This is a genomic window from Gimesia chilikensis, assembly GCF_007744075.1.
Classification (GTDB): Bacteria; Planctomycetota; Planctomycetia; order Planctomycetales; family Planctomycetaceae; genus Gimesia; species Gimesia chilikensis_A.
The window spans coordinates 3937829-3964395 of sequence record NZ_CP036266.1 but is presented as its reverse complement, the minus strand read 5'-3'; the positions used below and the strand labels follow the sequence as shown (position 1 = coordinate 3964395).

Sequence of the window (26567 nt, the reverse complement as noted above, 5' to 3'; positions counted from 1 at the left end):
AGGGCGTCAAAGTGAAAAAGTCTAACTATCTACGGAATTTCGTTGCCTTACTGCTGGTCTGTGCCATCGCTGGAACCGCACTCGCACAGCGGGGACCGGGACGCGGCAAAGGTCCCGGGCGGGGGCAGGGACACGGACGAGGTCACGCGGGAGTCGGACAGGGTCAGGGAAATGGTCATTCGCAGGCACATGACCGGGATCATGCCGACTTCCGTTACCTCTTAACGAATCATCAGAAGATTCGTCGCGATGTGCAGCTGCTCCCCAATGGCGTCAAGACATTGACGGAATCCGATGATCCCCAGGTGGCCGCGAAAATCCGCGAACATGTCTACTGGATGAAAGAGCGGGTTGAAAAACAGCAACCCATTCGGATGCGGGATCCTCTGTTCGCCGAACTCTTCAAGCATGCCAGGCAGATCAAAATGGTTACCGAAAACACACCCAAAGGTGTGCGGGTGATTGAGACTTCAGAGAACCCCTACGTTGTAAAGCTCATTCAACAACATGCGAAGACCGTTTCGGAATTCGTCAAACGGGGATTCCCTGAGGCGATGAAGAACCACCCGGTCTCTACGTCAGCCAAAGAGCCTGCACCGCTGGAATACCATCATCCCCGCATCAAGGAATATGGCAAGGTCGTGCAGTTGCCAGGCGCAGCTCAGCAGCCACGGGATCAGAGTAAAATCTGTGTCGACCTGACCAAGGGAGGCCCTGCTGACAAGCTGAACCCCTCCATCGAAAAAGTGGCCCGCTTTGTTAATATTTACGAGGGGGCCGGGAAGGATCCTGCGGCAGCAAAAATCGCGGTCGTCCTGCATGGCGACGCCACGCTCTGTGCCTTAAATGATGATGCCTATGCAGAACGCTTCGATACGAAACGTAATCCGAACCTGGATTGTCTGCACGAACTGCATGAAGCCGGTGTCGAGATCTACGTCTGTGGTCAGTCACTCGTCGGTAAAGGGGGGCAGCCGGACCAGGTGGTTGTGTTCACGGATGTCGCGGTCTCCGCACTCACGTCTCTGGTGAATCTGCAGGCAGACGGCTATGCCTATGTCCCTCTGAAATAAAAAGCGGAAGAAAATCACCACTGCCGGTCTTTCTGTGCGTATAATCCCAGACGTACGCGCAGAGCGGGGGAGATACGCGCCTGCTGCTCCCTGTGAGAGATGACCGAATTTGGAAAGAAGACGATGCAACGACGCTGGCTGACGCTACCGGTTACTGGACTGGCCCTGTTAATTGTGTTGACGACACTGTCTGCACAGGAAGCTTCTGAGCAACCACAGAAATCGCTCATCCCGGAGGCATACCCTCCCGGCGAACTGGGAGCCATTGTCAAGCTGGGGGAAGAGATCGTCGCACGCACACACGAGCATCCACTGTCTAAACAGTATATCGGGAATAAACTCAACTGCACTTCCTGTCATCTGGAGAATGGCACCAATCCGCAGGCCGCCACTTTCCTGGGAGTGGCTTCGGCTTATCCAGCCTGGTCTCCCCGCGAAAAACGGGTGATCACACTCGAAGATCGTGTGCTGAACTGTTTCATGCGCAGCCAGAACGGGATTCGTCCTCCCCTCGGCAGCAAAGTATCAGTGGCGATTACCGCGTATATCACCTGGCTCTCCTCAGGCTCTGAGATCAAAATGAATCACCAGAAACCACTTGGCCCCCGTCATGTGCAGCCTCTCAGTCTGCAGGCGGAACTGGCTGAAGAACGGCGGGGCGCGAAACTCTATGCAGCACGCTGTGCCGACTGTCACGACGCATCAGGCGCGGGAACATCCGAAGGACCACCAGTGTGGGGCAAAGATTCTTATAACGACGGCGCGGGACTGAGCAGAAACGATAAGCTGGCAGCCTGGCTCAAAGTGGCCATGCCGCCGGGGGAAACCGATCTGACCGAACAGGAAGCCCTGGATATCGCCGCCTATGTGAATTCGCATTCGCGTCCGCATTTCATCCTGGAAGAGCATCTGCCCCCGGTCGAACAGCGCGGCGTTTACGATTGGCAGCCCGCTGCATCCCCGGCGAAGTAGCTGTCAGGAATGGTTGGGTTCCGGATAGAGCCATTTCTGGAGCAGCCAGCTTAACAGGGGAATCATCACCCAGGTCATCAACGGAACTGTAATCGAGGTGGTGATCGCGCTTCCGATCAGGAAATGCAGTTCGCTGGTAAAAGGTCGAATCAGGTTGATGATCGGTATGATACTCACATAGACGGCGATCCAGATGATAATGGCCATCTTGTATTTGGGGGGATGCGGGCGGTGCTCATCCTGGTGTGAAAATTCAAACCAGGTTTCCAGCCCCGTGTTGTGAGTGATCACTGGGGGACGATGTTCCAGCGCATGCAGGCGGGAGATCCAGTGCTCCCGTTCGGGAGAATTCTTCCAGCGTTCCAGATTCTCCAACCGATCGAACCTCAGCACGATCTGGTAGGTGGGCCGGGAGCGGGATTCCTGTTTGAGGACCGTCGTTCCCAGGTGACCGGGGAATTTCAGCGAAGCCTGGATGGTGTTCGTCAGCGTCTGCTCCCATTCCTTTTGATTTCCGGGGGCAGGGTGGGCCGTCACAACCATGGTGACGGGATCAGAATCGGTTGAATGCATGCGTCCTGTACTTTCCAGTATCCAGGGTAATCGTAATTCAGTCAGCAGGCGGGTCGCTGATAAGTCCGTGAATTGAAACTATTGTTCGTCCGGATGTGTCATTTTGTGAAGCGGCTATTTCGTGATTTTTGTGCAGCGTGTTAAAAGCCCTGTAAATAACATCTTAGGGACACTGAAAATCATAAACTTGCACCCGGCAGTTTACTATTGAGAAATTCATCTAGGCAACCCCCAGAAAATCTGATAATGGAAGTCAGCGATCCCGATATATTAACTGAGGGGACGATGAATGCCCGTCAGCGTGAAGAAACTGTTCAGGGATTGTAAAAACTGCAAGTGTTGTGTGGAAGGATTCACATCAATGAACGCGTTATCGTGTCGGGCTGGTATCACTCTTATTTTCGCAGGCCTGTTAGTTCAGACAGGTTGTGCTGCCAGAAACCATACGGAAGCCGGCATGGCCAGTGGCGCGGGCATCGGTGCTCTGGCCGGTGCGATTATCGGCAGTAATTCCGGCGATGCCGGAGCAGGTGCCCTGATCGGAGCTGCCACCGGTGGACTCGCCGGCGGTTTGATCGGCAACGCTGAAGATGCCCGGGAAGAACGCGACGTTGCCATCGCCCAGGCGAATCACGAACGCATGGCACGCGGGGCGATCAGCAACAGCGACGTCATTCAGATGGCCCACAGCGGCGTCAGCGATTCCGTCATCATGGGCGCCATTCGCAGTCGCGGCGGTGCCTTTGACCTTAGTCCCCAGACGCTGATCATGCTCAAACAGCAGGGACTGAGTGACCAGCTGATCGAGTACATGCAGCAACACAACTACGTGAGTACCACTGCCGAGCCGGTCATCGTCCGGGAACGGGCGGTTGTGACATCACCCTCGGTGGTCTACGTTCGCCCCCGTCCGCGTCCACGCTACGTCCGCCCCCACTATGGTATGCACGGGCACTTCCACTTTTAAGGATCGCGGCTGACAACGCGGGCAACCGCTTTGTCTTTCCAGTCGACGGTCAGCCACAAGATGGCCTGTCCATCCTGGCTGCCTGTGGCGACGAAACGTCCATCGGGAGAAAAATCGACCGAGGTCACACCCTGTGAGTGGCTGCTCAACGTCAGAATTTCCTTACCCGATTTCGTATCCCACAGCTTGGCAGTACCATCGTCGCTGGCTGTGAAGGCTCGCGTATCATCCGGTGAAAAGACAACCGATTCCACCGACGCCGTATGCCCGGCCAGTACCTTTTTCTCTTTAGTCGCGATATCCCAGATAATCGCCGTATTATCTTCGGAACCGGAGATCAGCCGTGTACCATCGTGTGAAAATGCGACTTCCAGTACGGGCCAGTCGTGTCCCTTGAAGATGGACAGTTTCTTACCTGTCTGAGCATCCCACATCACCAGGGTTTTGTCATCGGAGGCGGTCACAACCTTCTTTCCGTCGGGAGAGAAGACGGCGCTCTTCACGTGCGTGTCGGGTTGATCGAGGCTTAGCAGCATCTCGCCCGATTGTGCATCCCAGATTTTTGAAGTTCCGTCATCGCTGGCGGTCACAATCCGATTCCCCTGGGGTGAGTAGCGTACCGTATTTACATAGCCCGTATGTTTCTGTTCCAGCTTCTTTTCTGCCTGTCCGGTTTCGGTACTCCAGATCTTGGCGGAATTATCCCAGCTGCCGGTCACCAGCCATTTACCGTCCGGAGAAAACGAAGCTGAGGCGACCACGCCGTGAGGGTGGAAGGCCATCAACTGCTGGGCAGTTACACCGTTCCAGAGCCGGGCATCACGACCGCCGACCGTCAGAATGGAATCATGATAGGGAGAGAAGACCGCCGTCCAGAGCATGCCGCCCCGCGATTTGAAATCCAGGAATGGTTGCAAGTGCCCGTTATTACCGGGGATCTGTAGTTCTTTTCCGGTATCCAGGGCCCAGACTTGAATTACCCGCTGCTGCACATTGGCAGTCAACAGACGCTTGTTGTCATGGGAAACACTGACGGAGTTGATCAACCCGTTGGCAGGATGAATCGTCTGTGCGACTTCCGGCGTTGATAAATTCCAGATCCGGACCAGTCCATCCGCACAACTGGTGACAGCCTTTGTGCCGTTATCAAACACGTCCATCGACATGATGGCATCGGGGTGCTTCAGAATCTTTTGCTGGTTCTCTTCCCCAGTCGTGATATCCCAGTTACCCACGGTATTATCACCGCTGGCGGATAACAGCGTTTTACCATCCGGCAGGAAGGCCAGCCCATTAATCCTTCGCGTATGTGCTTCCAGGCGATGTAGCAGTTTCCCGCTGGCGACTTCCCACAGCATGCAGCGTCCACGGGCGTCTCCACTGGCACAGTAGCGCATGTCATCGGAAAAAGCGACGGCACTGACCTCTGATTTATGTCCCCGCAGTTCCCGGATGAGTTTGCCGGTTTCAATGTTCCAGATCCGCACGGTCTTAGTATCACTGCCGGTCAGCAGCAGTCGGGAATCGGCCGAAACATCAATGGCGGCACTCCGTCCCGTATGTTCGAAGCGTTTGTGTTCGGTTCCTGTCTGAATGTCCCAGATCCGAACCGAGTTATCCACGGCGGCCGTTGCCAGGCGTTTCCGGTCCGGCAGAAAGACGGCGCTGGAAGCCAGGAAGGCATGACCTTCCGTAAATTCTTTTTCCGGTGTGCCAGTCGCGACATCCCAGGAGATGGCGGTTTTATCGCGGCTGGCGGTCACCAGATGTTTGCCATCTTTCGAGAAGGAGACATCCAGAACCGCATCGACATGCTTCTCCAGAACCCGGCCTTTCAGCGTGCGGATCTCGGCATAACCGGCGATATTCCACAGTTTCGTGTGTGCATCGTGGCTCGCGGAAAGAATCCACTTACCATCGTTCAGCAATGTCGCCACCTGGACCCAGCTGTCATGACCGCGGAAGGTCTTGATGGCTTTCACCGTTTCCACGTCCCAGAGTTTGACCGTGTTATCGTGGCTGGCAGAGATGATCATCGAACCATCCTGCGAGAATTCGGCTGACTGCACGCTGTCCTGGTGGCCTTCGAATGCGAGGTAGGGAGGCGTATTGACTTTCTGTCCAGAGACGATTTTCGAGAAATCGAAAGGCACAATCTCTTCCGGTTTCCAGAGCAGCACCCGGCGATCATAGCCACTGGTCACAACATGCGTGCTTTGCGGATCAGGTGAAAAATGAGCGGAATAGATCGGCCCCTGGTGTCCGGTGAACGGGGCGCCTTTTTCTCCCGTCTCGACCGACCAGATCACTGCGGTTCCGTCCTGGCTGGCAGTGACAATTCGCCGTTCATCGGTTGAGAAATTCGCATCCCAGACCCACCAGTTGTGTCCCCAGAAGCGTCGGATCTGTTGTCCGGAGTCAACGTCCCACAAGCGGGCCGTCTTATCGTAGGAACTGGTCAGCAGACGCTCTCCGTCTTTGGAGAAGCTGATGCTCAGAATGCCTTCGGTATGTCCCCGGTCGAATGGTGCACTCTGGCTCGGATCTTCAAACTTGCGAGCGATCGGCAGATGCGTTTCCAGGTCCCAGAGCTTGATGTAGCCGTTCGGGTCTTCACTACCGGTCGCCAGAATTTTCCCATCCGGGCTGATGGCAGCTGCCAGCACCGGGTGATTTTTATGATCGAACGTCGCCAGAATCTGCCCGGTTGCACGATCCCAGAGCCGGGCAAAACCATCGCGGCTGCCCGTAACATATTGTGTATTGTCCTGCGACAACGCCAGAGAGTCTACGGGCGCCTTGGCGTCGTAGGTCCGACTGCTCTGCGAACAGAGATGCATCAACCGCCCCCACTCCCAGTTCCGCAGCCGCTCGGGACATCCCTTGAGCAGTTCGGTTGCACTTTCGAAAGCATTCTCATCGATCTTGGCTGCCGCCAGTCCGATACGGGCAATATAGGCTTCGTACTCTTCCTTCTCTTTGGCCTGTTCTGCTTTAATTCGCTCGACATTCGCTCGGTCGCGTTCCTTGATAGCGACTTCCCGGTTCTTGACCGCCTGTTCACGCGCAATTTCTTCTTTCTCTCGTGCTTTATCCGCCTCTACTTTTTGCGCAATGGCGACTTTTTCCGACTCAATCGCCTGTGTCAAAGCGATCGTTTCTTTCTCTTTTGCTTTCACGGCATTGTCACGTTCTTCTGCGGCCACTTTTTCAGCTTTTCGTGCGTTTTCCGCTTCAGCACGAATCCAGAAGAAAGCTCCGGTCACAATGACCAGCACGGTTGCCAGCATGCCTACGAATACCCGCTTGGCGGTTTTCAGACGCTGCTGACGTGCATCGCGTTCCGTCTGGGCTTCGCGGATCGAGTCGATCAGGTCGGCGTGTCCGGATTCTTCCTCCTTCAACAGGGAGAGCGCGAGGTCGTAGTCCCCCTTGGCATACGCGGTATTCGCATAACACAGGGTTGTCTTTTCGACGCCTTCCCGGGCGGTCTTGTTTTCCGGCCAGAGGGAAACGGCTTCCTGGAATCCAAACAGGGCACGCGAGAACATTTCGTAATTCTCGGTATCGATGGCCTGTTTCAAATCTTCTTCGGCCCGGGTTGCCAGTGAGATACTCTCTGAGTGCGACTGATACTGCAGAATGGCCTGCTGAAGTTCCTGCACGCTCTGGTAGCGGTCTTCCTGTCTCAGTGCCATCGCCTTCATCGCGATGTCAACCAGCTCACCGGTTTTCTCAGTCGGCACGATTTCGTTTTTGGCGGCCGCCATCAGACACTTCATGGCGGTTTTACCGGTATGTGGCGGACGTCCTGTCAGAATTTCATACAAAATCGCCCCCAGCAGATAAATATCCGACAGCGGTGAGATCTTATCGACGGGCCCGGTTGCCATTTCCGGTGCCATGTAGGCGGGAGTTCCCCCCATGCTTGAAGTCGTGATAATGCTTTCTGATTTCCGGAAGCCAGACGTCGACTGGGCAAGCCCCCAGTCCATCACGAGCACTTCGCCGAACTCACCCAGCATCACGTTTTCAGGCTTCAGATCGCGGTGAACCACGCTCCGTGAATGGGCGAACGCGACGGCATCGGCCACCTTCATCAGAATATTCAGATTTTCGCCCAGCGAATTTTTGCGGATTGTTTTCAGCCAGGGACGTCCTTCGACTTTTTTCATTGAGTAGAAGAGCGCGCCGCTGTTGTTACTACCCACATCATAAATAGGAACGATGTTCGGGTGATCCAGTTCCCCGGTGACGACCGCTTCGGCCAGGAACTTATGCCGCTGGTCTTTGTTCTTGGCGGTTTTGCCCTTGAGCATCTTGACCGCAACCTGGCGGTCAATCGAAGTCTGGCGCGCAGTATAGACTACCCCCATACCGCCCTGCCCAAGGACTTCCAGCAGTTCGTATTCCGCATTCTCCAGGTATTCTGATTTGATCTTGTCGCTGAAGTCACGCTTTTTAATCACCAGCGAAGTCTGGTTCGTCAGTTCCTCCAGGGGAACTTCCCGGGCCTTGATGGTCATTTCCGGACCTTCCGGGATCGTAGCCATCCCCGGTCCCCAGGCATCGTTCATCGTTGCTACCAGTTCCGGGGGCACGTCGTCAGAGACAATGGTGGCGTCAATGTCGGCAGGCGAGCTGCCATCCTCAACCAGAGTTGCGCCAATATCGGATTGATCCAGCGGCTCATCGATGATCAGGGTCTGGTCATTACCATGTTCGGGCTGATCGTTGGGATTTTCGCTGACCGTCTGCATGCCGGCCCAGCTTTCATGTTCTTCCTCGGTAATCGTCCGGTCCAGATCATTCAGGTCCGGATCAACGATGGTGGCATTGATTTCATCAGACACGCCGGTGTCGACCATGGTCTGATCGTTGCCAGCCAAATCTTCATAGGTATCATTTTCCGAATCAGACTCTTCCATTGTCTGGAACTGATCATCAGACATTGTGGCATCCGACGTGTCTCGCGCTTCATCAGCCAGCGCTTCGGAATCCCATTGATCCGAAATGATCGTCTGGTCGATATCACTGCCAGCCTCATCGGAATCAGAGATCGAATCGGGCAGCGTCTGATCATTGCGCAGGCTCTGATCGTCGTCAGCCGATGCTTCGTTCTGTTCTTCTTTGTCCGGAAATTCATTCATAATGATACCCGCATGTTGTCGCTCAGGGCGACGATCTCAGTTCTGTTTGAGCGTTGGTCTATTTCTATTCTTACGGTTATTTGCACGAGTTCGGTGGCTCGATTATATCAGTTATTTCTGCCTGCGATTCAGTTTATATCGCCGATTCAGCAGACGGCTGCCATATTTTTCCATCGCGGATTCGCATTCGTTCTGCGTAACCGGCTTGCGGAATAATGAACGACCGTGGAAATAACCGGAAAGTAAAGCGGCACTGCCCCAGGCTTTTTCACTGGTTTCGAGTTGTGCCGTCGCTTCAGCAGGTGAGGGGAGGGTCGGCTGTTCCTGTACATATTCTACGTCAGATCCAGGCGTCAGGAGAGGTTGCCAGTCTGAGGTTTCGTCAATCAGGATCTGCAGGAGCAGGTCAATCCGGTCGGAAAGGTCTGCTTCACCCGCGTCCGCCATGACGATCGTAGTCAATTGTTCCAGGTCGCTGAAGGACAACGTCCGCTGCTCCTGGTCTTCAAGTTGGGAATTGATTGTGTTATTCGTCGAGGGCTGCTGTTCGGAACTGGTGGGAGGATTGGACTGTTCCTCGGTGACATCGCTGGCTTTCCCGTTGCGGATATCGACATCCATCAGCAGACGTACCCGCTCTTCACCCGCTTCCTTCAGATAAATCTGGTAGCGGCCGTCAGGCAGTGTGCTGAACAGCTTTGGCAGGTTATCCAGGTCAGATTCCTGTAGCGGCACATCCTCAATCACATCGCCGTTAGGAGCCAGGATCCGCAGGAAGACCAGACGTTCTGCATTCCGATTGGCTTCATTGATGGCCGTTTCCAGCAGTTGAGTTTCCCGCATGCTGAATACGGTCTGCTGGAGCGAAGAAGCATCCAGGATCACTTCCTGTTGGGGGAAGATCAGCTGCGGTACCTGTGGAGTCGTATCGATGGCGACTGTCGCTAGACCTTCACCAGGTGTTTCCAGAACGTCGGCCTCGCTGGTGAAATCGAGAGTACCATTCCCATCAGAGAAGGTAAACTGCTTATCTCCCTGCATGGTCACCAGGATCGGAATATCAGCGGCAGGGTTTCCTGCATCCGGGTTAGCGGTATAAGTATGCTCGAAGACGAACGAACCGGGATCGGAGAAGTTGAATGTCTCCACTGTCCCATCACCCCAGTCGATAGTGATAAAGAAATTCTGTTCGGTAAACCGTCCGAAATCACCGGTGACTGTCGCCAGACCGGTGGGTTGAATCTGAGGTGTCAGAATATTACGTAGATCAGGCGGCAGACCGGCTATCGCCCCCGTTTCAGAATTCATTGTGGTATTTGCATCGATCAAGACACCGCTGTCACCGTGTCCGGAGAGAACTCCGGTTCCTGCGACGCTGTGATCCGAGGCGGCTCCGGTATCGTTGATGGCCAGGAATCCAAAGCCTGCCTGCAGATCGATATTCCCGTTTCCACCAAAGGCACGCACAGAGGCATTCAGGGTTAAATCTCCGGGTCCCGTCGATTCCAAGCCGATGTTACCGCCCGAACCGTTGGTGACCGGGGATTCGACTGTCAGGGGGCTGGCGTTCGAGACGAAAATGTCTCCGGCAACGCTTCCCGAATGAGTGATCCCCGCCAGTCCATCGACAGTTCCAATCGTCAGAAGTGCGCCTCCCAGATCGTTATGAATCTGAACATTCCCGGAAGCGGTATTGTGTGCAGCCAGCAGGGAGACCGCAGTTTCCAGAGCATTCGCAGAGCCAGCACCGGTTGCGCTGCGGATCACCAGTTCATCCGCGATGATGTCGCGGCCACCGGCATCACCGGCGTCCACAATCCCGCCGTCTGTGGTAGTCAAGCGGGTCAGGGTGGTCGTCATCAATTGGCCAACGGTGATCGAATCCCCGGCCTGGAGGTCGACAATTCCGACCCCGGCGTCAAAGACGGTTCCATCTGACATGGTAATGCCACCACCCCCGACCCCGACAGAAGCGGAATCGGCCAGCAGTGTGATTTTCCCATCTGAGGAACTCAAATCGCCCTCACTGCCAAAATTCAGACTGTGCTGTGCGGTCAGGTCAATCGTTCCACCAGCCGTGCTGAAGCCATCGTTGATTTCTATCGAGGAATTGACGCCTGTTGCTGTGACCTCAATGGTACCGCTGCCGTCCGTTTCGACAACATTCAGTAGAACTCCGGGATTTTCAAAGATAAGAGAACCATCCGCATTCACGGTAATGTCAGAATCCGTGGTTGAGATCTCTTCAAAGGACGCAGACTCTTGTCCCGTCTGCTCATAGTTGATGTCGCCGGTCCCCGTTGTCAGTTTCGTGACCCTCACTGATCCGGTCGCGGCCGAAGACACGTGGTGCAGGTTCAAATCGCCGGTGTTACTGTTGACCGCTAAGGTCCCAGCAGAGACCTCGATCGGATCTAAATTACCAATCCCGTTGATCGCTTCGAGTGTGATTGAACCCGATGCCGCATTCAGATCGACTTCCGGAGCACCCTGATCGTCAACCGCGTCATTGATTTCACCTGCAGAGGTGACGGCGATCGATCCTTCCAGGGCGACAAGATCACCCAGCAGAATGTTACCGAAGTTCAGTGTGGAAACATCGATGGCCGGTGTAGCGCCTCCGGCTGACAATGAGGTCAGCGTCAACGTGTCACTCTGGGCGTCTCCCGTATTAGCGACCGTAATCGAACCGTCGACGGTTGTCGCCAGATCGATGACCAGGGACTCATTGCCGACCTGTTCCAGATTGATGTTGCCGGTGCCGGTAGTAATGCTGGTTGCAGTCACGCCCGTTGTCGCGGTGTTGTGCAGCAGGACGTCACCATCGGTGGTATCTGCCGAGAAGGTATCAACACTCATCTCAAGTGTATCACCTGTGCCGATTCCCGTAACCGCATTCATATCCAGGCTGGTGGCATGAATGTTGAGTTCGCCCGGTACTCCATCGTTCTGGTCGATGATTGCTGCCTTGGAATCGAGCAGCACATTGTCAGAAACCGTTTCGATCAAGCCGTTGAGCAGGATGTTTCCCGTCGTGAAGACTTCTATGTCTCCCGCTGTAGACTGGATCAGGTCGTGCACAATCAGATCATCCGTCTCGATAATCCGGATTTCGCCCGCAGTCTGGTTGGTGACATTGATCTGATCGATGTGAGTTTCCAGATGGCCGTTCAGATCGGCCACTTTACCGGCTCCGAGGGACGCGATAATCGTGACCCGGGCTCCCGACTCGTTGGCAATCAGGTCTTCTCCCGTACTGTCGCCGGCATCTACCAGGCTGGAGTCGGTATCAATCAGTATCGCGGAACTGGTGTTGTTGGCCGTGATGATCTGGCTGAGGACGATGTCATCGCTGGCGATCAGGCTGACTGCTCCGTCACCTGCATTGATGAATGTTCCATCGGCCATGGTGATGCCACCCAACAGGCCTCCCGCTCCATTGTCTGCATCGGCGGTCAGGCTCACGGCCCCCGACGTGCTGGTCAGATTTGTCGTCCCGTTGAAGAGGATATCGTTGGCTGTCGAAATCGTGACCGAGCCGGTATCACTCAGCAGACTATGATTCAGAATCAGATCGGCGTCAGTATTAGTCGTTTCCAGGGACAGAGTACCTGTTCCCAGTGTCTGTACCAGGTCGCTGACAGTGATACTGCCGGCAGAACTCAACGAAATATTGGTGTCCGTCCCCCCGGTCAGGCTCAGGATGTCTTCATTGAGGTCAACCAGTTCCAGGGCAGGGGAGTCGTTGTTGATGACGAAATCAGATCCGAGCACAGTACCGTCGAACTGCTGTGCGGTGATATTCACGGTCTCTGCGGAACCTGATTTGAACAGGATCGAGTTTACCGCATTGACGTCGATTGCTCCCCCACCAGCGTCGATAATATCCGGTGCGTCCAGTCGCAGATTTGCAGTCTGCAGACCGGTGGGAACAGTGATGGAAACATCGGAAATAAAGCTGATGGTATCCTGGGTGTTGCTGATACCGATGGTCGTGGAAGCATCCAGAGCCCCGCCGGTCGCTCTGACATAGGTCGTGCCCGCGGTGCCTGTGCCTGCATCCAGGTTGATCAGTTCCGGCGTAGTGCCCGTGTTGTCAATCACGATCTGGTTACCGCTGGTCAAGTCCAGGTGAGCCACACTGGTCTGCAGGGGATCAAAGCCATCTGCAGTGAAGACATTCGTAATGCCACCAATATTGCGGCCAGCGACAATCGTCAGCAGGTCGCCACTGGTCAGTTGACTGTCGGTGCTGTCTGAGTCGAGTACGTCCCGGTCGGCGTTCAATGTGATATCAGCCGTATTTTCAGCGGTCAGAGATGTCACCAGAATATCGCTGTCGACTCCGGTTGCCGTCAGAGTGATGCCATTGTTCAAGTCGGAAGATGAGTTGTTCGTGGATGTGACATCCAGCACTTCAATGGTTCCGGCAGCGTTGACGATGATGAAACCATCGAACGTTGTCAGTTGCGTCAGCGTAATGCCGTCCACTTCATCGATGCGAAGGCCTCCGGCGTTGGTGTTCACGTCAGCCGTCACGCTGTTGACGTCCGTATCCACGTCAATCCCGTCCTGCGTACCACCGGCACTGCTGGATGACATGTTCAAGTCATCGGCGGTGATCCGGTTCGAGTCGGCCCCGTTGGTATCCAGAATGCCGTCATCAGCAGTCAGCATGACGTCCGCGAGGCCGGTCGCTGTAATGGTGGTGACCAGGATGTCGCTGTTGGTTCCGGTGGCATTGAGAGTGATATCGTTATCGTCGCTGTTCGAGTTGTTCTGTGAAACGACCGAAGTTGCTGTAAGACTCGCCGTATTATTCACGGTGATCGCACCGTCAAATGTCGACAGGTCCAGTAACTCGACGGCGATCCCGTTGTCAATCAGCAGATTGCCGACTCCTGAGACGGTCGCGGAAAGCGTGCTGATCTCTGTTTCCAGCGGATTTCCATCACCAATCCCAGTCACGGCGTTCAGAACGGCAGTGGAAGCGACGATATCTGTATGACTGTCGCCATTATCGCTGATCGCAGCCGACAGGGAATCAACATTAACCGTGCCCGTGGTCAGCAGACCAGCCAGAAGCACATCCCCGTCTGCAGTCAGGTTAATGGTACCTGTTCCCGCATCAATCAGTGATCCGTCTGTCATCGTAATCGGATTGCCGTTACTGCCCGCTGTATTGTCTGCAGTGAGGGTCACGGTGCCGGAGGTCGAGTCAATCAGAGCGACACTGCCGAGCAGCAGATCATCTTCTGCAGTCAGGGTGACGGATCCTGTATTACTTTTCACTGTGGCATCCAGGTGAATCCCGCTGCCGGATCCCGTCGATTCGCCCAGCAGTTCGATATTACCAGTGCCCGAGGCCGAAACCACTGCGTCATTCGAAATCTCAATTCCGTCGTCACCGTTCGAGGTGCCGTTGATCGTGATCTGGCCGTTTTCGTTGATCACGATTCCGTTGGTCGTCTCGATCAGTGTTCCCTGTGAAGTTGTTCCACCGCCCGTTGATTCACCGGTGATGGAAATGGCTCCTGCCGTCGATTGAATCAGGCTGGTGATCTGAACCCCGTCCCGATCTGCAGTCGTTGTTCCCAGAATGGTGATGTCCGCTGCATTGACACCCGCACCATTCGAGACAATCTTTGACTGGTCGGAGATCGCAAAACCGGTGCCGTAATCCGTGGTTCCAGTGATTCCAATTTCGCCATCGGTAGACGTGATATTCGTGCCTGCACCATCAATCATGACACCATGATTGTCGTTGATTCCCTCTCCCGCGGTCCCATTGATAGTGATCGTGCCTGCATCGATTCCGCTGGCTGTGGACGAGACTGTCGTTCCGGAATGCAGGAAGACGCCATGATGATCACTGGTCACGACATCCGCTCCGCCGAAGCCGGTAATCAGGATGTTGCCTGTTCCGGTAGTCGAGATCGTCGCATTGTCTGCCTCTACACCGATGAAATCGCCCGCAGCTAAGCCAAGATCATTGGCCAGCAGTGTAATGCCGCCGTTGACTGTTTTCAGGTTGCTGCCACTGTTCAGTTTGATATTCCGGTTCGATGTCAGCAGAATTGCACCGGTTCCCAGTGTGCTGATGGTCGTCGCGAGGTCAACAGTCAGAGTGTCTGTCGCATCCAGTGTGATTGAGCCGGTGGCTGACTGTACGGTTTCGGTGACATGCAGCGTACCTGTATTGTGAATTACAATGTCCAGATCCGCGTCCAGACCATCCTGGGCAGTGATGCCTCCAATCGTCAGGGCTCCCGTGTTGTCCAGGAAGAGGCCCCCCGTTCCCGCATCTGCTTCGAGGAAGGCAATCGCGGTGTCGATGGCATCCGCGAGTTGGCCAATGCTCAGATTCGAATTCAGAACCAACTGGCTGGCGGTCACGTTGTTGACGCCTGTGCTGTCGTTGTCTGTGATTCCCCCCAGGGTCGAAGTGATATCGACGCGGCCACCAGTCGTGGTAATACCTGAGAGAGCAATGTTCCCCGCTGCGGAGATTTGAATCTCTCCCCCCTGTGATTCGACCCGGCTGCCGGAATCCATGGTGATACTGCCGACGTTCGAACCGTCATTGTCAGCGGTCAGGGTAATACTTCCACTTGCCTGACTGAGAATATTGGTCGTCGCCGACAGGGTGATATCATTGTCCGCCAGCAGCGTGATACTGCCGTCAGCGCTGGTCAGGTTTGTGTCCAGCTGAATATCGGAGGTTGTACCTTTGGCCGTCAGCAGGATAGAACCGGCACCATTGACTGTCGCATTACCACCGGTAATCGACATCGTTCCGTTCGAAACATTCGCTTCAACAGAGCCTCCACCGGTACCAGCCGTTGTATCGAGGCTGGTGTTCAGCGTGGTGAATCCGGTAACCGCATTGACGGTAATACTGCCTCCGTCTCCGGTGAGCAGAGAGCCATTGGAAAGGTCAACCTGGCCTGCGTTAGAAGTGACAGCAATGTTCCCTCCCGCAGCAGCACCATTGGTGGTGTCGATTCCGCTGCCTGTCGAGATGACATCCCCGTCAGCCTGTACATTCACGCTGCCACCTTCACCCGTATTCACTCCATTGTCTTCCAGGGTGATACTGCCGGTGGCGTTAACAGTGATATCTCCCAGGGCGTTCACGCCATTATCGCGGGTAACCACATTCCCATTATGGGCATCAATGGTAATTGCACTCGCGGTTCCGTTAGTGGTGGTCAGCGAACGCGTTAATACATTCGCACCATCGATGTCGATTGTCCCCGTACCAGCATCCAGGCTGGACCCGGTCTCCATTGAAATATTGCCGGTACCGGAGATGTCGGAATCTGCTGTGACCGTAACAGCCCCATCGGTGCTCACCGCATCTTTGAAGATGATATCGTCAGTCGAATTGATCTGAATTGTAATCCCGTTTCCACCGGTCAGTGTCTGGTCGAAGGTGATGTCGTCCACGGAAGTTGAGGTGAAGACCACAGATGCTCCCAGCGAGACAATGTCGTGGAAGGTCTGTCCGCCGGTCGTGGTAATTGAGCCACCGTTGACTTCCGTCGTCCCAGCCACATCGGTCGTCAGACTTGTCAGGGGAGTAGAATTACCGACCTGGTCATCAAAGATCGTGGATCCGGCAGTGTTAATGTTGAGTGTGTGGGCACCGTTCAACGTCGATTTGAAGTTAATCGATCCCGAGGCTGAGCTGGAGAGAACCGTATTGGCCCCCAACAGCACCGCATCGTTGAATAGCTGACCGCCTTCGGTGGCGATGCTGCCCCCGTTGATAAACGTTGTACCGTTGGCGTCCGTAGTCAGGCTGGCCAGTTCGTTGGTGTCACCCACGGTACCATTGAAAGTCGTATCGCCATCCGTATTCAGTTCCAGCGTATGCGTACCATTCAACCGCTGGTTGAAGGTGATGGCGCCACTACCTGTACTGGTGAGGACAGTGTTAGCATCCAGTTCGACATCGTCGTTGAAGATCTGGTTGCCGCTGGTCTGAATGCTGCCACCATTAATCTGCGTGGTGCCCCCTGCGTTGGTTGTCAAACTGCTGAGTGGGGAGTTATCGCCGATCGCACCGTTGAAAATCGTTGTCCCAGCCGTATCAATCTGCAGATCAATCGCACCATCAACGGTGTCATTGAATTGAATATTGCTTCCGCCGCTGCTGGTGAGTGTGGTATTGGTCACAAAATTGACCGCATTATGGTAAAGCTGAGAACCCGTCGTGGTAACCGTTCCGCCGTTGAAGGTCGTACTGGTCACCCCGGACGAACTGATTTCCACTGAAGCGGCGTCGATGTCCGCCAGGATATTCACACTTTCTGCGGTGACAAACAGGTCGCCGGCTCCCAGGTTGACCGTACTCTGGAAGGTGACCGGGTCGTCAGCACCTGCGAAGATTGACAGACTGGCACTAAACAGACTGTCCAGCGAATTTACCAGAACGGTATCAACGCCAGCTGGTGTCCCTACACTATCAGTGCGGATTGTGATCGAGTTCGTCGGATTCAGGAACAGTACCGATTCACTGAGCGTCGAATCAATAAACGAATAATTATCACCAATAACGCCATCATCGGACAGCGAAATGGTTTCATCTGCATCGGTGAAGTCAAACTCACGATTCGCCACCAGCAGATTATCCAGAATGGGCTCCAGTCCGGTGAAGGCAATCGTTGTCGAACCATCCGCTATGCTGCTGTCGGAAATAGTGATGATGCCATCTTCCCCTTCCGCAGGCTTACTGTCCGGCGTAAAGACATAACCAACCGAATCCGCTTCTAGAGGCGTACTGTGATTGAGAACCAGCGTGTCCCCCAGAATACCTGCGATTCCGAGCGAGTTACCGTCGTTGTTCTGGGTGCCCCCATTGAAGGTAATGCCGTCGGTGGGGTTGAAGAACAGGTTGTCGGGCTGATTGACAATCAAGACATCGTCACCGCCCAGGCCGTTGAAGGTGATCGAGGTAATGTCAGTGATTGACACACTGGCCAGTACCAGTTCATTCGGTCCGCCGAAGTCGCGTGTTAACACGAAGGTGGCCGTGTTTTCGCCGGTCAGCGTCAATACCAGCTGATCATCTTCACCCGTTCCGTAGACGACAATATCACCAGACCCGTAGATTCCCGGATATACGGTGGGCAGGTTCTGGAAAGCTCCAATGTGAGGTATGGTGGTATCTGTATCTGCAGCGAATTCCGAGGAACCGTAGGCAGCGGAGGAACCAAAGCCAATCACGTATTGTGTAGCCAGAGAATCGGTCGGGATATAATTGGGATCGTTGGCATACGCAAACAGCGGGTCGCCAAATGTGTTGGTCGAATCGAGGGTTACGTTCGAATCGAGGTCATTCCCATTAAAGGCGTTGTAGGTCACATTCGCATTCAGCGGTGCAATGACTCCGAAGCCTTCGATCGGGGGCAGGGGAGGATTCGCCTGCAGGTAGAGTGTGATATTGGTTCCACTGTCGCCGGAAACGATTTCGGTTCCCGATGGATCGTCCAGGTTCCAGTGCGCGACCAGACGCGAGTCGCCAGTCATACTGGAAACGCCCGTGTTCATGATCGTGGCACGATCGGTAGAGTCCAGCACATCATTGAACCAGCCGATATCATCCATCAGACCGTCAAAGAAGCGACCGCTCCCCGGGTCCTGACCGACATTCATCAAACCATTGACGGTGTCAGTGAAGTGTGTGCTGTCAAAGCCGGACAGATTCTGATCGAACGAGGAGAGATAAGGTTGTTCTGCACCATTGATGTAGATATGCATCTCGCCCGAGTCAGCATCCCATGTATATTGGATGTTGGTCCAGACGCCGCCGTTGACCGCCTGGCCTCCCGCTTGAATCGTGTAGTCACCGCTCCCCTGTGTGCGTCCATAGAACTGGCCGCCACTGTTTTCACGATACTGGAATTCGAAACCACCATTGTCAGGACCTTCGAAGAACTGGTTTCGACGGCCCGTCTCATCCATCTTGACCCAGAAGTTCAATGTTCCTTTTCGGCCTACATCGAATGAGGCATCCTGGAAGGTGGCGAAATCGTCGATGCCGTCGAATTCGAGGGCACCACCAAAGACACCTGCCGTTTCCTGGAATTCAGGGCCAAAAGGCACAATCCCATCGGTGACCAGGTACATCTGAATGCCGCTCACATTGTCAACCGCGATGTCTCCTGAACTCTGATCGAAGTCCCAGTGAGCGACCAGCCGTGCATCTCCCGACAGGGTGCTGACGCCGGTCGTACGGATTGTATCCAGATCGGTCTGTCCGAGTGCCTGATCAAACCAGCCGACGTCGTCCATCTTACCGTCAAAGAAGCGACTGCTGTCGCCCGGGTCACGTCCGACGTTCATCATTTCATTGATGGTACTGACGGTCGCCGTCCACTGTGCAAGATCGGAATCATACGTTCCATTCAGGTAACCGACTTCGACACCGTCAATGTAAAGGTGCATTTCGGGATTGACGCCACCATTGAAGTCCCAGGTGTACTGGATGTTCTGCCAGACCCCGGTCGTCCCGCCCGCACCACCATTCTGAATGATGTAGGTATTGCCGTTTCCGTCATTACGATTAGGGCTGCCGAAGAACTGACCACCGCTGTTCGTGCGGTACTGGAACTCCATACCCCCGTTGTTCGGACCTTCAAAGAACTGGTTGCGGCGTCCCTGGTCATCCATGTTCACCCAGAAACTGAGAGTACCGGATTCTCCTACATCGAAGTTCGCCGACTGGAAGAGGCCGAAATCATCGACCCCGTCAAATTCCAGGGCACCGCCGAAGACGCCCCCCGTCGGATCCCAGGCGGGAGTTGTAGCGGAAGGCTGCGGTCCTTCGTAGCTGAAACCATTGAAAATATTATTGGTGATATTCACCGAATTCGCAGGCACCGCGAGGGAAGGATCAAAATAGATTCCCCCGGGCTGTGCATAGATTCCGTTCGAGTTTGTCGTGGAGGAATCCTGCCAGTCGAATGTATTGTGATTGATGTCGATTCCGTCGGCCGTCATACCCCGGTTGGTGATCGTGACCGTATAGTTCTGGTCACCGGCTTCCTGAAAAGCCCCCGCTTCAAGACCGTTGCCGAAGTAGTTGAAGGAGATCTCACCACTGAAGGCATGATTGTTGGGATCACCGAAGGTCCCCTGCGGTCCAATTGCGATAGGCCCCCAGCGGAAATGGTTTTCACGGAATTCATTCCGCGTAATCAGGAAGTTCTCACCACTACCTCCGTCTCCGTCGCGGATCGCGGCGCGGCCGTAATTTCCTTCGAAGATAGAGTCGGAGACCTCCAGGTTGTTCGCTCCCTCAAAGACGACCGCACTACGGTAATTGTCTCCGAAGAGCAGATTATTCAGCGTGGTGTTGTCTGCATTTGTGTAAACGACGTAGCCTCGATAATCGGTCGCGGAGGTGTGTGTCTCCCATCCCAGCTGGGCTCCTGAGATAGAAACGTTGTTCGCACTGATATTCACGGCGATGTCAAAAGTATTCGTAGGAGCTCCCGCCTTGCGGATTTCGACAACGTCTTTACCGGCTCCGATCAGTGAGACTGATTCATCAATTTCCAGGGTGCCCGTTGTATGATAGATGCCGGCAGCAATGTTGATGATACCCCCGGTACCTGCAACATCGACGGCATCCTGGATATCGGCTCCTCCAGCTGATCCCAGTACATTCACGGTCGCAGCATCACCGGAGACGGTCGCTGCGAGGAGGTCACCATCCAGGTCGACAGTGTCGGCGTTGAAGGCGATACTGGCTGCGGTCAGCACCGTACCGTTGGCAACGGTAATCGACTCGACATTCAGTTCCACGTTTTTCCCGGAGTCGAAAGTCAGACTGCCATTAACGTTCAGGGTGTCTGCTGCACCTTCCCCGTTGATGGTCAGTGAAGCAGTAAAATCGCTAGCCAGTGAATTCAGTTCGATCTGGTCGGCGCCATCGCCTGTATTGATCGTCAGCAGACCATCGGGGTTGGTAAACGTCAGCAGTTCGCCGGCTGTCGAAGTGACGGTGGTCTGCCCACCGCCGGCATCGCTGATCGTAATGATCTCCGCGACAGCACTGTAATTCAGAGTCACGTTGGTCGTGTTGATCGTTGAGGTGATCGGTTCCAGGCCGCTGTAGGTGATGAAATCAGTGCCTGCACCATCAATGCGGATCGAACCAGAGTTGCTGTCAACGAAGAAATACTCAACTGAGGTCGTCGTCCCCAGCAGGTTCAGCACATCCCCCGGACTGGTCGAGTCCTGGCCTTCGCCATCGTAATCGACAGTGATCCCGGCCGCAGCGAGAGCAGCATCGATGGTCAGACTGTCATCGCCATCCCCGCCTTTCACTGAGATTGAAGTCGTGCCTGAGAGAGCACTGGTACCGATCAATGTTCCGCCCAGACGGTATTCGATGTCCGAACCGTTGACCACAATTTCAATGTCATCAGCGTTTGCAGTTCCCTGCAGTTCAATGTCGACGGTACCCGTAATCGTAAAGTTTTCAATCTCACTGTAAGTCACGGTGGGGAAGCCGCCGGTAACCGATCCTGAGCCGTCCCCATTATTTGAGACGACCGCCGTTCCGGCTGCGGAAGTATCCACGTGCAGTTCATCACCCAGCGGGTTACTGGTTGGGTCACCGCCGACAATGTTAAAGGCTTCCGCATTCGGAGTGACCTGGAAACTGTCGGCGGCACTGCCTCCGGTCAGGTTCACAAAGTTACTGAAGGTCAGTGTGTTGGTGCTGTTGTAAGTGTTAACGCCGTTCAGTGTCCAGGTGGCGGCGCTGTCAATCCCTGTCAGCGTGTTACTGCCACTGCCCCCGGTGAGCACGTCGATATTCGCAAAGCTGACGGACTTGGCAGATTCACTGCCATCGAAGCCGTCAATTCCCCCGAGTGCACTGAGCGTGACGTTTAAATTGGAAGAATAGTTGTCGAGGTTCAGATGATCTTCGCCAGCTTCACCATCGATGGTCCCGTTCAGAGCGGATCCAGCATTGCTGAAGCGGAAGACATCCGCGCCCTGGCCACCCAGCAGGTCGAGCGTATGCGAACCGTTGATGTTGAACTGGTCAACATCATTGCCCCCCTGGAGTGTTTCAAAACTGGAGAAGGACAGGGAAGTTCCGCTGCCGTAGACGCTCGCCGGCTGAATCGACCATGTAGCGGCCGCGTTCTGTCCGGTCAGTTTGTCGGCAGCACCCGATCCTGCTGCGATGTTGTTGATATTGTCAAACCCGCCACTGATCGACGCCTCGGTTCCCTGAAATCCGTCAAAGGTTCCGTTGGCCGTCAGAACCACGTCAATCGAAGAGGTCAGGGCACTGAAATCGATCTGGTCGGCACCCGCCTGACCGTCAATTGTCCCCGAGAGGGTTGCGCCATCCGCAAAAGCGAAGACATCGTTACCGGAATTACCTGAGAGATTCAAAGACTGACTGCCGCTGATATTGAACTCATCAACGTCGGTTCCCCCGGTCAGATTCTCAAAATCACTGAAGTTCAGTGTGTTTGATGCTGTGTACTGATTCGTGCCATCCAGCGACCAGACTGCAGCCGCATTGATCCCTGCCAGGGCATCAGTATTGCTGCTCCCCTGAATTGTGTCGATATTATCAAAATCAGCTACCGTGGAAGCTTCCGCCCCTGTGAAGCCATCTGTTGCCCCTGTTGCTGACAGAGCGAGATCGAGACTGAATGTGGACGCTGAATAATCCAGAATGTCACCGCCACCCAGGCCATCGATGCTGCCTGTGATCTGGCCACTACCGCTGAACTGGAATGTGTCGCTGCCTGTCGATCCAGCCAGGTGATTGAAGCCGTCAAAATCAATCCCGGAGACCGATCCCTGGTTGACACCATTGATCAGGTAAGTGGTGCCTGCACTCAGTCCGCTGATGGCATCCTGTGTGTCGTCTCCACTGAGACTTTCGATCGTGTTAAACAGATTCACGCCCGAGGCACTGCTGGTTTGCAGATCGACAGTCACAGCACTGGTCACAGCTGAGAAGTCAATGTGGTCCGTTCCGTCACCCCCGCTGAGGGTACCGGTAAGCTGTCCACCATCCTGGAAGGTGAAGGTGTCGGCTCCCGCATTACCGGTCAGATTCTCCACGTTGCTGAAACTGACTGCGCCAGAGAGCAGGCTGCCGGAATTCAAGCCATTGATGAGCCAGTCGGTCGTCTGGTCGGCACTGACCAGGGTGTTCGATCCCCCCGCTCCATTAAAGCTGATGCCACTCGGTGGCAGAATGGTGTCGACGCTCATGTCCAGCCGCACGGTATTATCAGAACCATTTCCGGTGATGATAATACTGGAGACTTTATCGAACTCATGTGAAGGGACGATTTCGTTGGACGTGCCCGTTTCCAGGATGCGTAGCTGACTGCCGTCCCGGATGATCGTAATGTCATTGCTGGACCAGTCGCCGGCAGTCACAACCATGCTTTCCACGAGGTCATTCAGGTTGATCGTCACCGTCGCGGTGGCGGTCGAACCCTTGTTGTCATCGACAATCACGTCCAGTGTGTAGCTGGGATTGGTTTCGAAGTTGAGCAGACTCTGGTTCGCAACAACGATCTGCCCCGTAGAGGTGATATCAAACGCGGCAGAACCTGTGCCTCCCGCTTCGGTGAAGGTCAGGGTATCTCCCGGTTGATCAGCATCGCTGGCAACGATCACTGCGCCGACCAGTGTGCCGTTGGCAGCGTTCTCATCGACTTCGCGCGTCTGGTTGGCGATGACAGGAACATTGTCATTCAGCGGATTGAGGTTAATCGTAATCGTCGCGGTATCGGTGGCCCCGGCGTCATCGGTGACCAGAATTTCGAGATCAAATGCGGTAGCCGTCTCGTAATCCAGTTGGGTAAAATCAGCGACCGTAATCTCGCCCGTACTGCTGACAGCAAAGGCCGTGTCCCCGGAACCGCCGGTCAGGCTGAAGCTCAGGCTCCCCGGCGGAACATTCGGATCTGCAGCGACGATTGTTCCCACCGAAGTCGTATTTACTGTGTTTTCATCGACGGAAAAGCTCTGGTCGCCTGCGGACGGCGGTGAATTGACCGTCAACACAACATCGTTGCCATCGCCTCCCTGATAGGTAATATAGACCTGGTTGCCGTTGAAACTGAACAAGGTCCCTTCGGCCAGTCCGACAAAATTACCTGTGACGGCGTCGACATCATCATTGTCAATCAGCAGAAACTGGTCACCCGCAGCAGCCGTAAAAGAACTGCTGATATTCAGCGTCGCTCCGGTCAGATCGAGTTCGCCTGCCACCTGGATCTGGTCGTACTCTGAGCCCGCTGTCGTACCATTGATTTCAATATTGAGATCCGCATCTGCATCGAGTGTCAGGTCACCCGTGCTAAGGATTCCCGGACTCGATCCAGGCACCAGGGCTGCATCGGCATTGATGGTCACGGGCGCTGAGATGCTGCCGGAACCACCCAGGGTGGCACCGGTCGCGACAATCACTTCCGAAGTCGCCAGGGTTCCCTCAACTTTCAGGACGCCGTCCTGCACGTTGGTGGCACCCGTAAAGGAGCTGTTTCCGGAAAGAATGACTTCCCCCGCACCAGCGATCGTCAAGCTTCCGTCACCGGAGATATCTCCAGCAAACGTGGCTGAGGTCGAAATCGCCTGATTCAGAGTCAGCGAACCGGCAGGACCTCCCAGCAGCACACTCCCCGTTCCGGTCAGGGACGTGAGTGAGACAGAGAACCCGTTCAGATCCAGCACACTGGTTGCAGACGTCAGATCGACGCTGGATGTATTGGGAATTGCATCTGACTGGGCCAGTTGCAGGGTACCGTCATTGACAGTGGTCGACCCGGTGTAGCCATTTAACGCATCCAGGATGACAGTTCCCGAACCGTTCTTGATGAGGTTGTTCCCGTTCAACTGGGCTTTGACACTGCCGGAGCGGAGATCCAGATCGGACTGGGACGTCAAGATACCCCCGGTCGCGATGACAGTACCATCTTCCAGCGTGAACTGTGTGACGGTTTCATCGAAGCTGCCCAGATCGAGTGTGGCGCCACCGGAAAGAGTCAGCGCGACACTGTCGTCGAGCAGGTCACTGCCGGCGAGTTGATAGGTGTCACCAGCCTGACCAGACAGAATCAGATCGGTGGGGGCAAAGCTGGCGTCATAGGAATTGAGTTCGAGAATCGACGCACCACCGGCTGTTGTAATCTGCAGGGAGTCTGCAGGAGAAGCGAAGGTTGTCAGCTCGAAGCTGCTGCTCAGGCTGCGAATTTGCATTTCTCCGGGCAGAGCGGCATTTTCCAGGATCGCATCGGTCGTGGCAGTGGGCAGGTTGATGACGACGTTGTTAGCTGTGTTACTTCCGCCGAACACCGGTTCCAGACCGGTATAGCTGATTTCCGTGATCGCATTTCCGCTGAAATCGACGGCACCAGCACCCGGTCCAGTCAGATTGTGAGTAACGGTATCAAAGGTACCCCCGAAGAATTCAAGAGCGTCGTTACCTCCTGGCCCACCGTCAAAAGAGATTGAAAGCTGAGTCAGCTGGGCATCGCCGTAATTGAGTGAAAGCAGATCGGTCTCACCATCGGCTCCCTGAATCTGAATCGAATTCAATCCGGTCAAAGAAGTAGAAAAGAGCAGGGCATTCGCGTTGTTTCGATTGAGGATCTCGACGTCATTGCCATTGATTTGCACGGCAAACGAATCATCAGCGCCGATTTCATTCTGCAATACGACATTCAACTGGTCTCCGACCCGGTCGTACTGTCCCAGGTAGGTGACCGTCGACTGGGTGCTGAAGTCAGGAGCACCAGCGGTTCCCACCTGGATTTCGATGCCGATCTGCACATCACCGGTAAAACCGGTCAGATCCAGGGAGTCGGGGATAATCAGGTCATTCTGACCCAGGAATTGAATCGACTGTGATGTATCGACGCCCGTAACGAGAATGGAGTTAATTTGGGTGGCATCAAACTGCATGATGCTGTCAGGCAGGCCCAGACCATCGTCGACTTGAATCGTAGCGCCGCCATCAACGACAGAGACGGTCGCTTCATCGTTGGCAGCATCGAGGTTAATCTGTAGAACATCGCTGGCAGCACCTGAGAGGCCAGCATCCACGTTCAAAACGATACGTTCTTCCAGACGTACCAGTTCCAGTCCTGCGTGACTGTCGGCGCGGAGTGAATTGAACTCGAGATTGGGGGCAGGGGGAGTCTTGCCGAGGCATCGATTCAGCCATTCTAAAAATCGCACGTTGAGATGCTCCTTCGAGTTCCTTGTAATGCACAGAAAATTAATGGCATGAGTTCGCGAATACCATTCAAGAGGCAATACAGTAGAGGGGAACACAAACAGGGAGCGTTTTACGCACACCGACCCTGCATTTCTGCGAAAACCACGTTACCCCTGGCCGACATGTGCACCTGCGATCAGGTCTGTGGTATTGCAGAAAAACTCCCCACATTATCTTTGCTCACTAAAAGGTATGTCAATCATTTTTAACGGAGCAGAAACATCTGTCAAAAATGGAAAGCTGCTGTCTTCATAAGTAATACAGCCGTTTTAATCATGTTATCTGAACCGCGACTCCAGTCATGATTGCTCAGCGTGCCTTAACCGGACTAATCTTCCTACGTACAGGAACTGATAAAATACGAACGTAGTTCGAGCACAAATCGAAGAATCAGCATGAAAGTGAGGTGAATAACGTTAATCACCTTCGTGTGGTAACTGTATGTTCATTTGTTTTGGGTTGAATACTGGATTCTCTGAATGACTGGGGGGTTTGCAATGACCTTACGACTCAGACAGACACTGATGTCCCCGGTCCACTCCCAGAGCCGA

The 26567-nt window shown here is 54.6% G+C and carries 6 protein-coding genes; 3 read left to right on the top strand and 3 right to left on the bottom strand.

Translation table 11 applies throughout. From position 1 onward, the window contains the following. Nucleotides 1–11: 11 nt before the first annotated feature. Together HG66A1_RS15080 and HG66A1_RS15075 are read left to right on the top strand one after the other, a co-directional pair. Nucleotides 12–1073: a DsrE family protein gene (locus tag HG66A1_RS15080; RefSeq protein ID WP_145185450.1), complete on the top strand. Its 1062-nt coding sequence runs from the start codon at nucleotides 12–14 to the stop codon at nucleotides 1071–1073. A gap of 123 nt (nucleotides 1074–1196) precedes the next feature. Next, entirely contained in the window at nucleotides 1197–2045 is an 849-nt protein-coding gene (locus tag HG66A1_RS15075) for a c-type cytochrome (protein ID WP_145185446.1), read from the top strand. Between the two features lie 3 nt (nucleotides 2046–2048). On the opposite strand, the gene HG66A1_RS15070 is transcribed toward HG66A1_RS15075, so the two are convergent. Further along, nucleotides 2049–2618, bottom strand: a complete 570-nt coding sequence (locus HG66A1_RS15070) for an antibiotic biosynthesis monooxygenase (protein WP_145185443.1) — start codon at nucleotides 2616–2618, stop codon at nucleotides 2049–2051. A gap of 361 nt (nucleotides 2619–2979) precedes the next feature. Here HG66A1_RS15070 and HG66A1_RS15065 point away from each other — a divergent pair, with 361 nt between their 5' ends. Next, nucleotides 2980–3585 (top strand): glycine zipper domain-containing protein, encoded by a 606-nt coding sequence (locus HG66A1_RS15065; protein WP_145185440.1) that lies wholly within the window; start codon nucleotides 2980–2982, stop codon nucleotides 3583–3585. On the opposite strand, the gene HG66A1_RS15060 is transcribed toward HG66A1_RS15065, so the two are convergent. Then, nucleotides 3582–8735, bottom strand: a complete 5154-nt coding sequence (locus tag HG66A1_RS15060) for a protein kinase domain-containing protein (RefSeq protein WP_145185437.1) — start codon at nucleotides 8733–8735, stop codon at nucleotides 3582–3584. The genes HG66A1_RS15065 and HG66A1_RS15060 overlap by 4 nt on opposite strands. Nucleotides 8736–8846: 111 nt before the next feature. Then, nucleotides 8847–25976, bottom strand: a complete 17130-nt coding sequence (locus tag HG66A1_RS15055; RefSeq protein WP_145185435.1) for a LamG-like jellyroll fold domain-containing protein — start codon at nucleotides 25974–25976, stop codon at nucleotides 8847–8849. Between the last annotated feature and the right edge of the window lie 591 nt (nucleotides 25977–26567).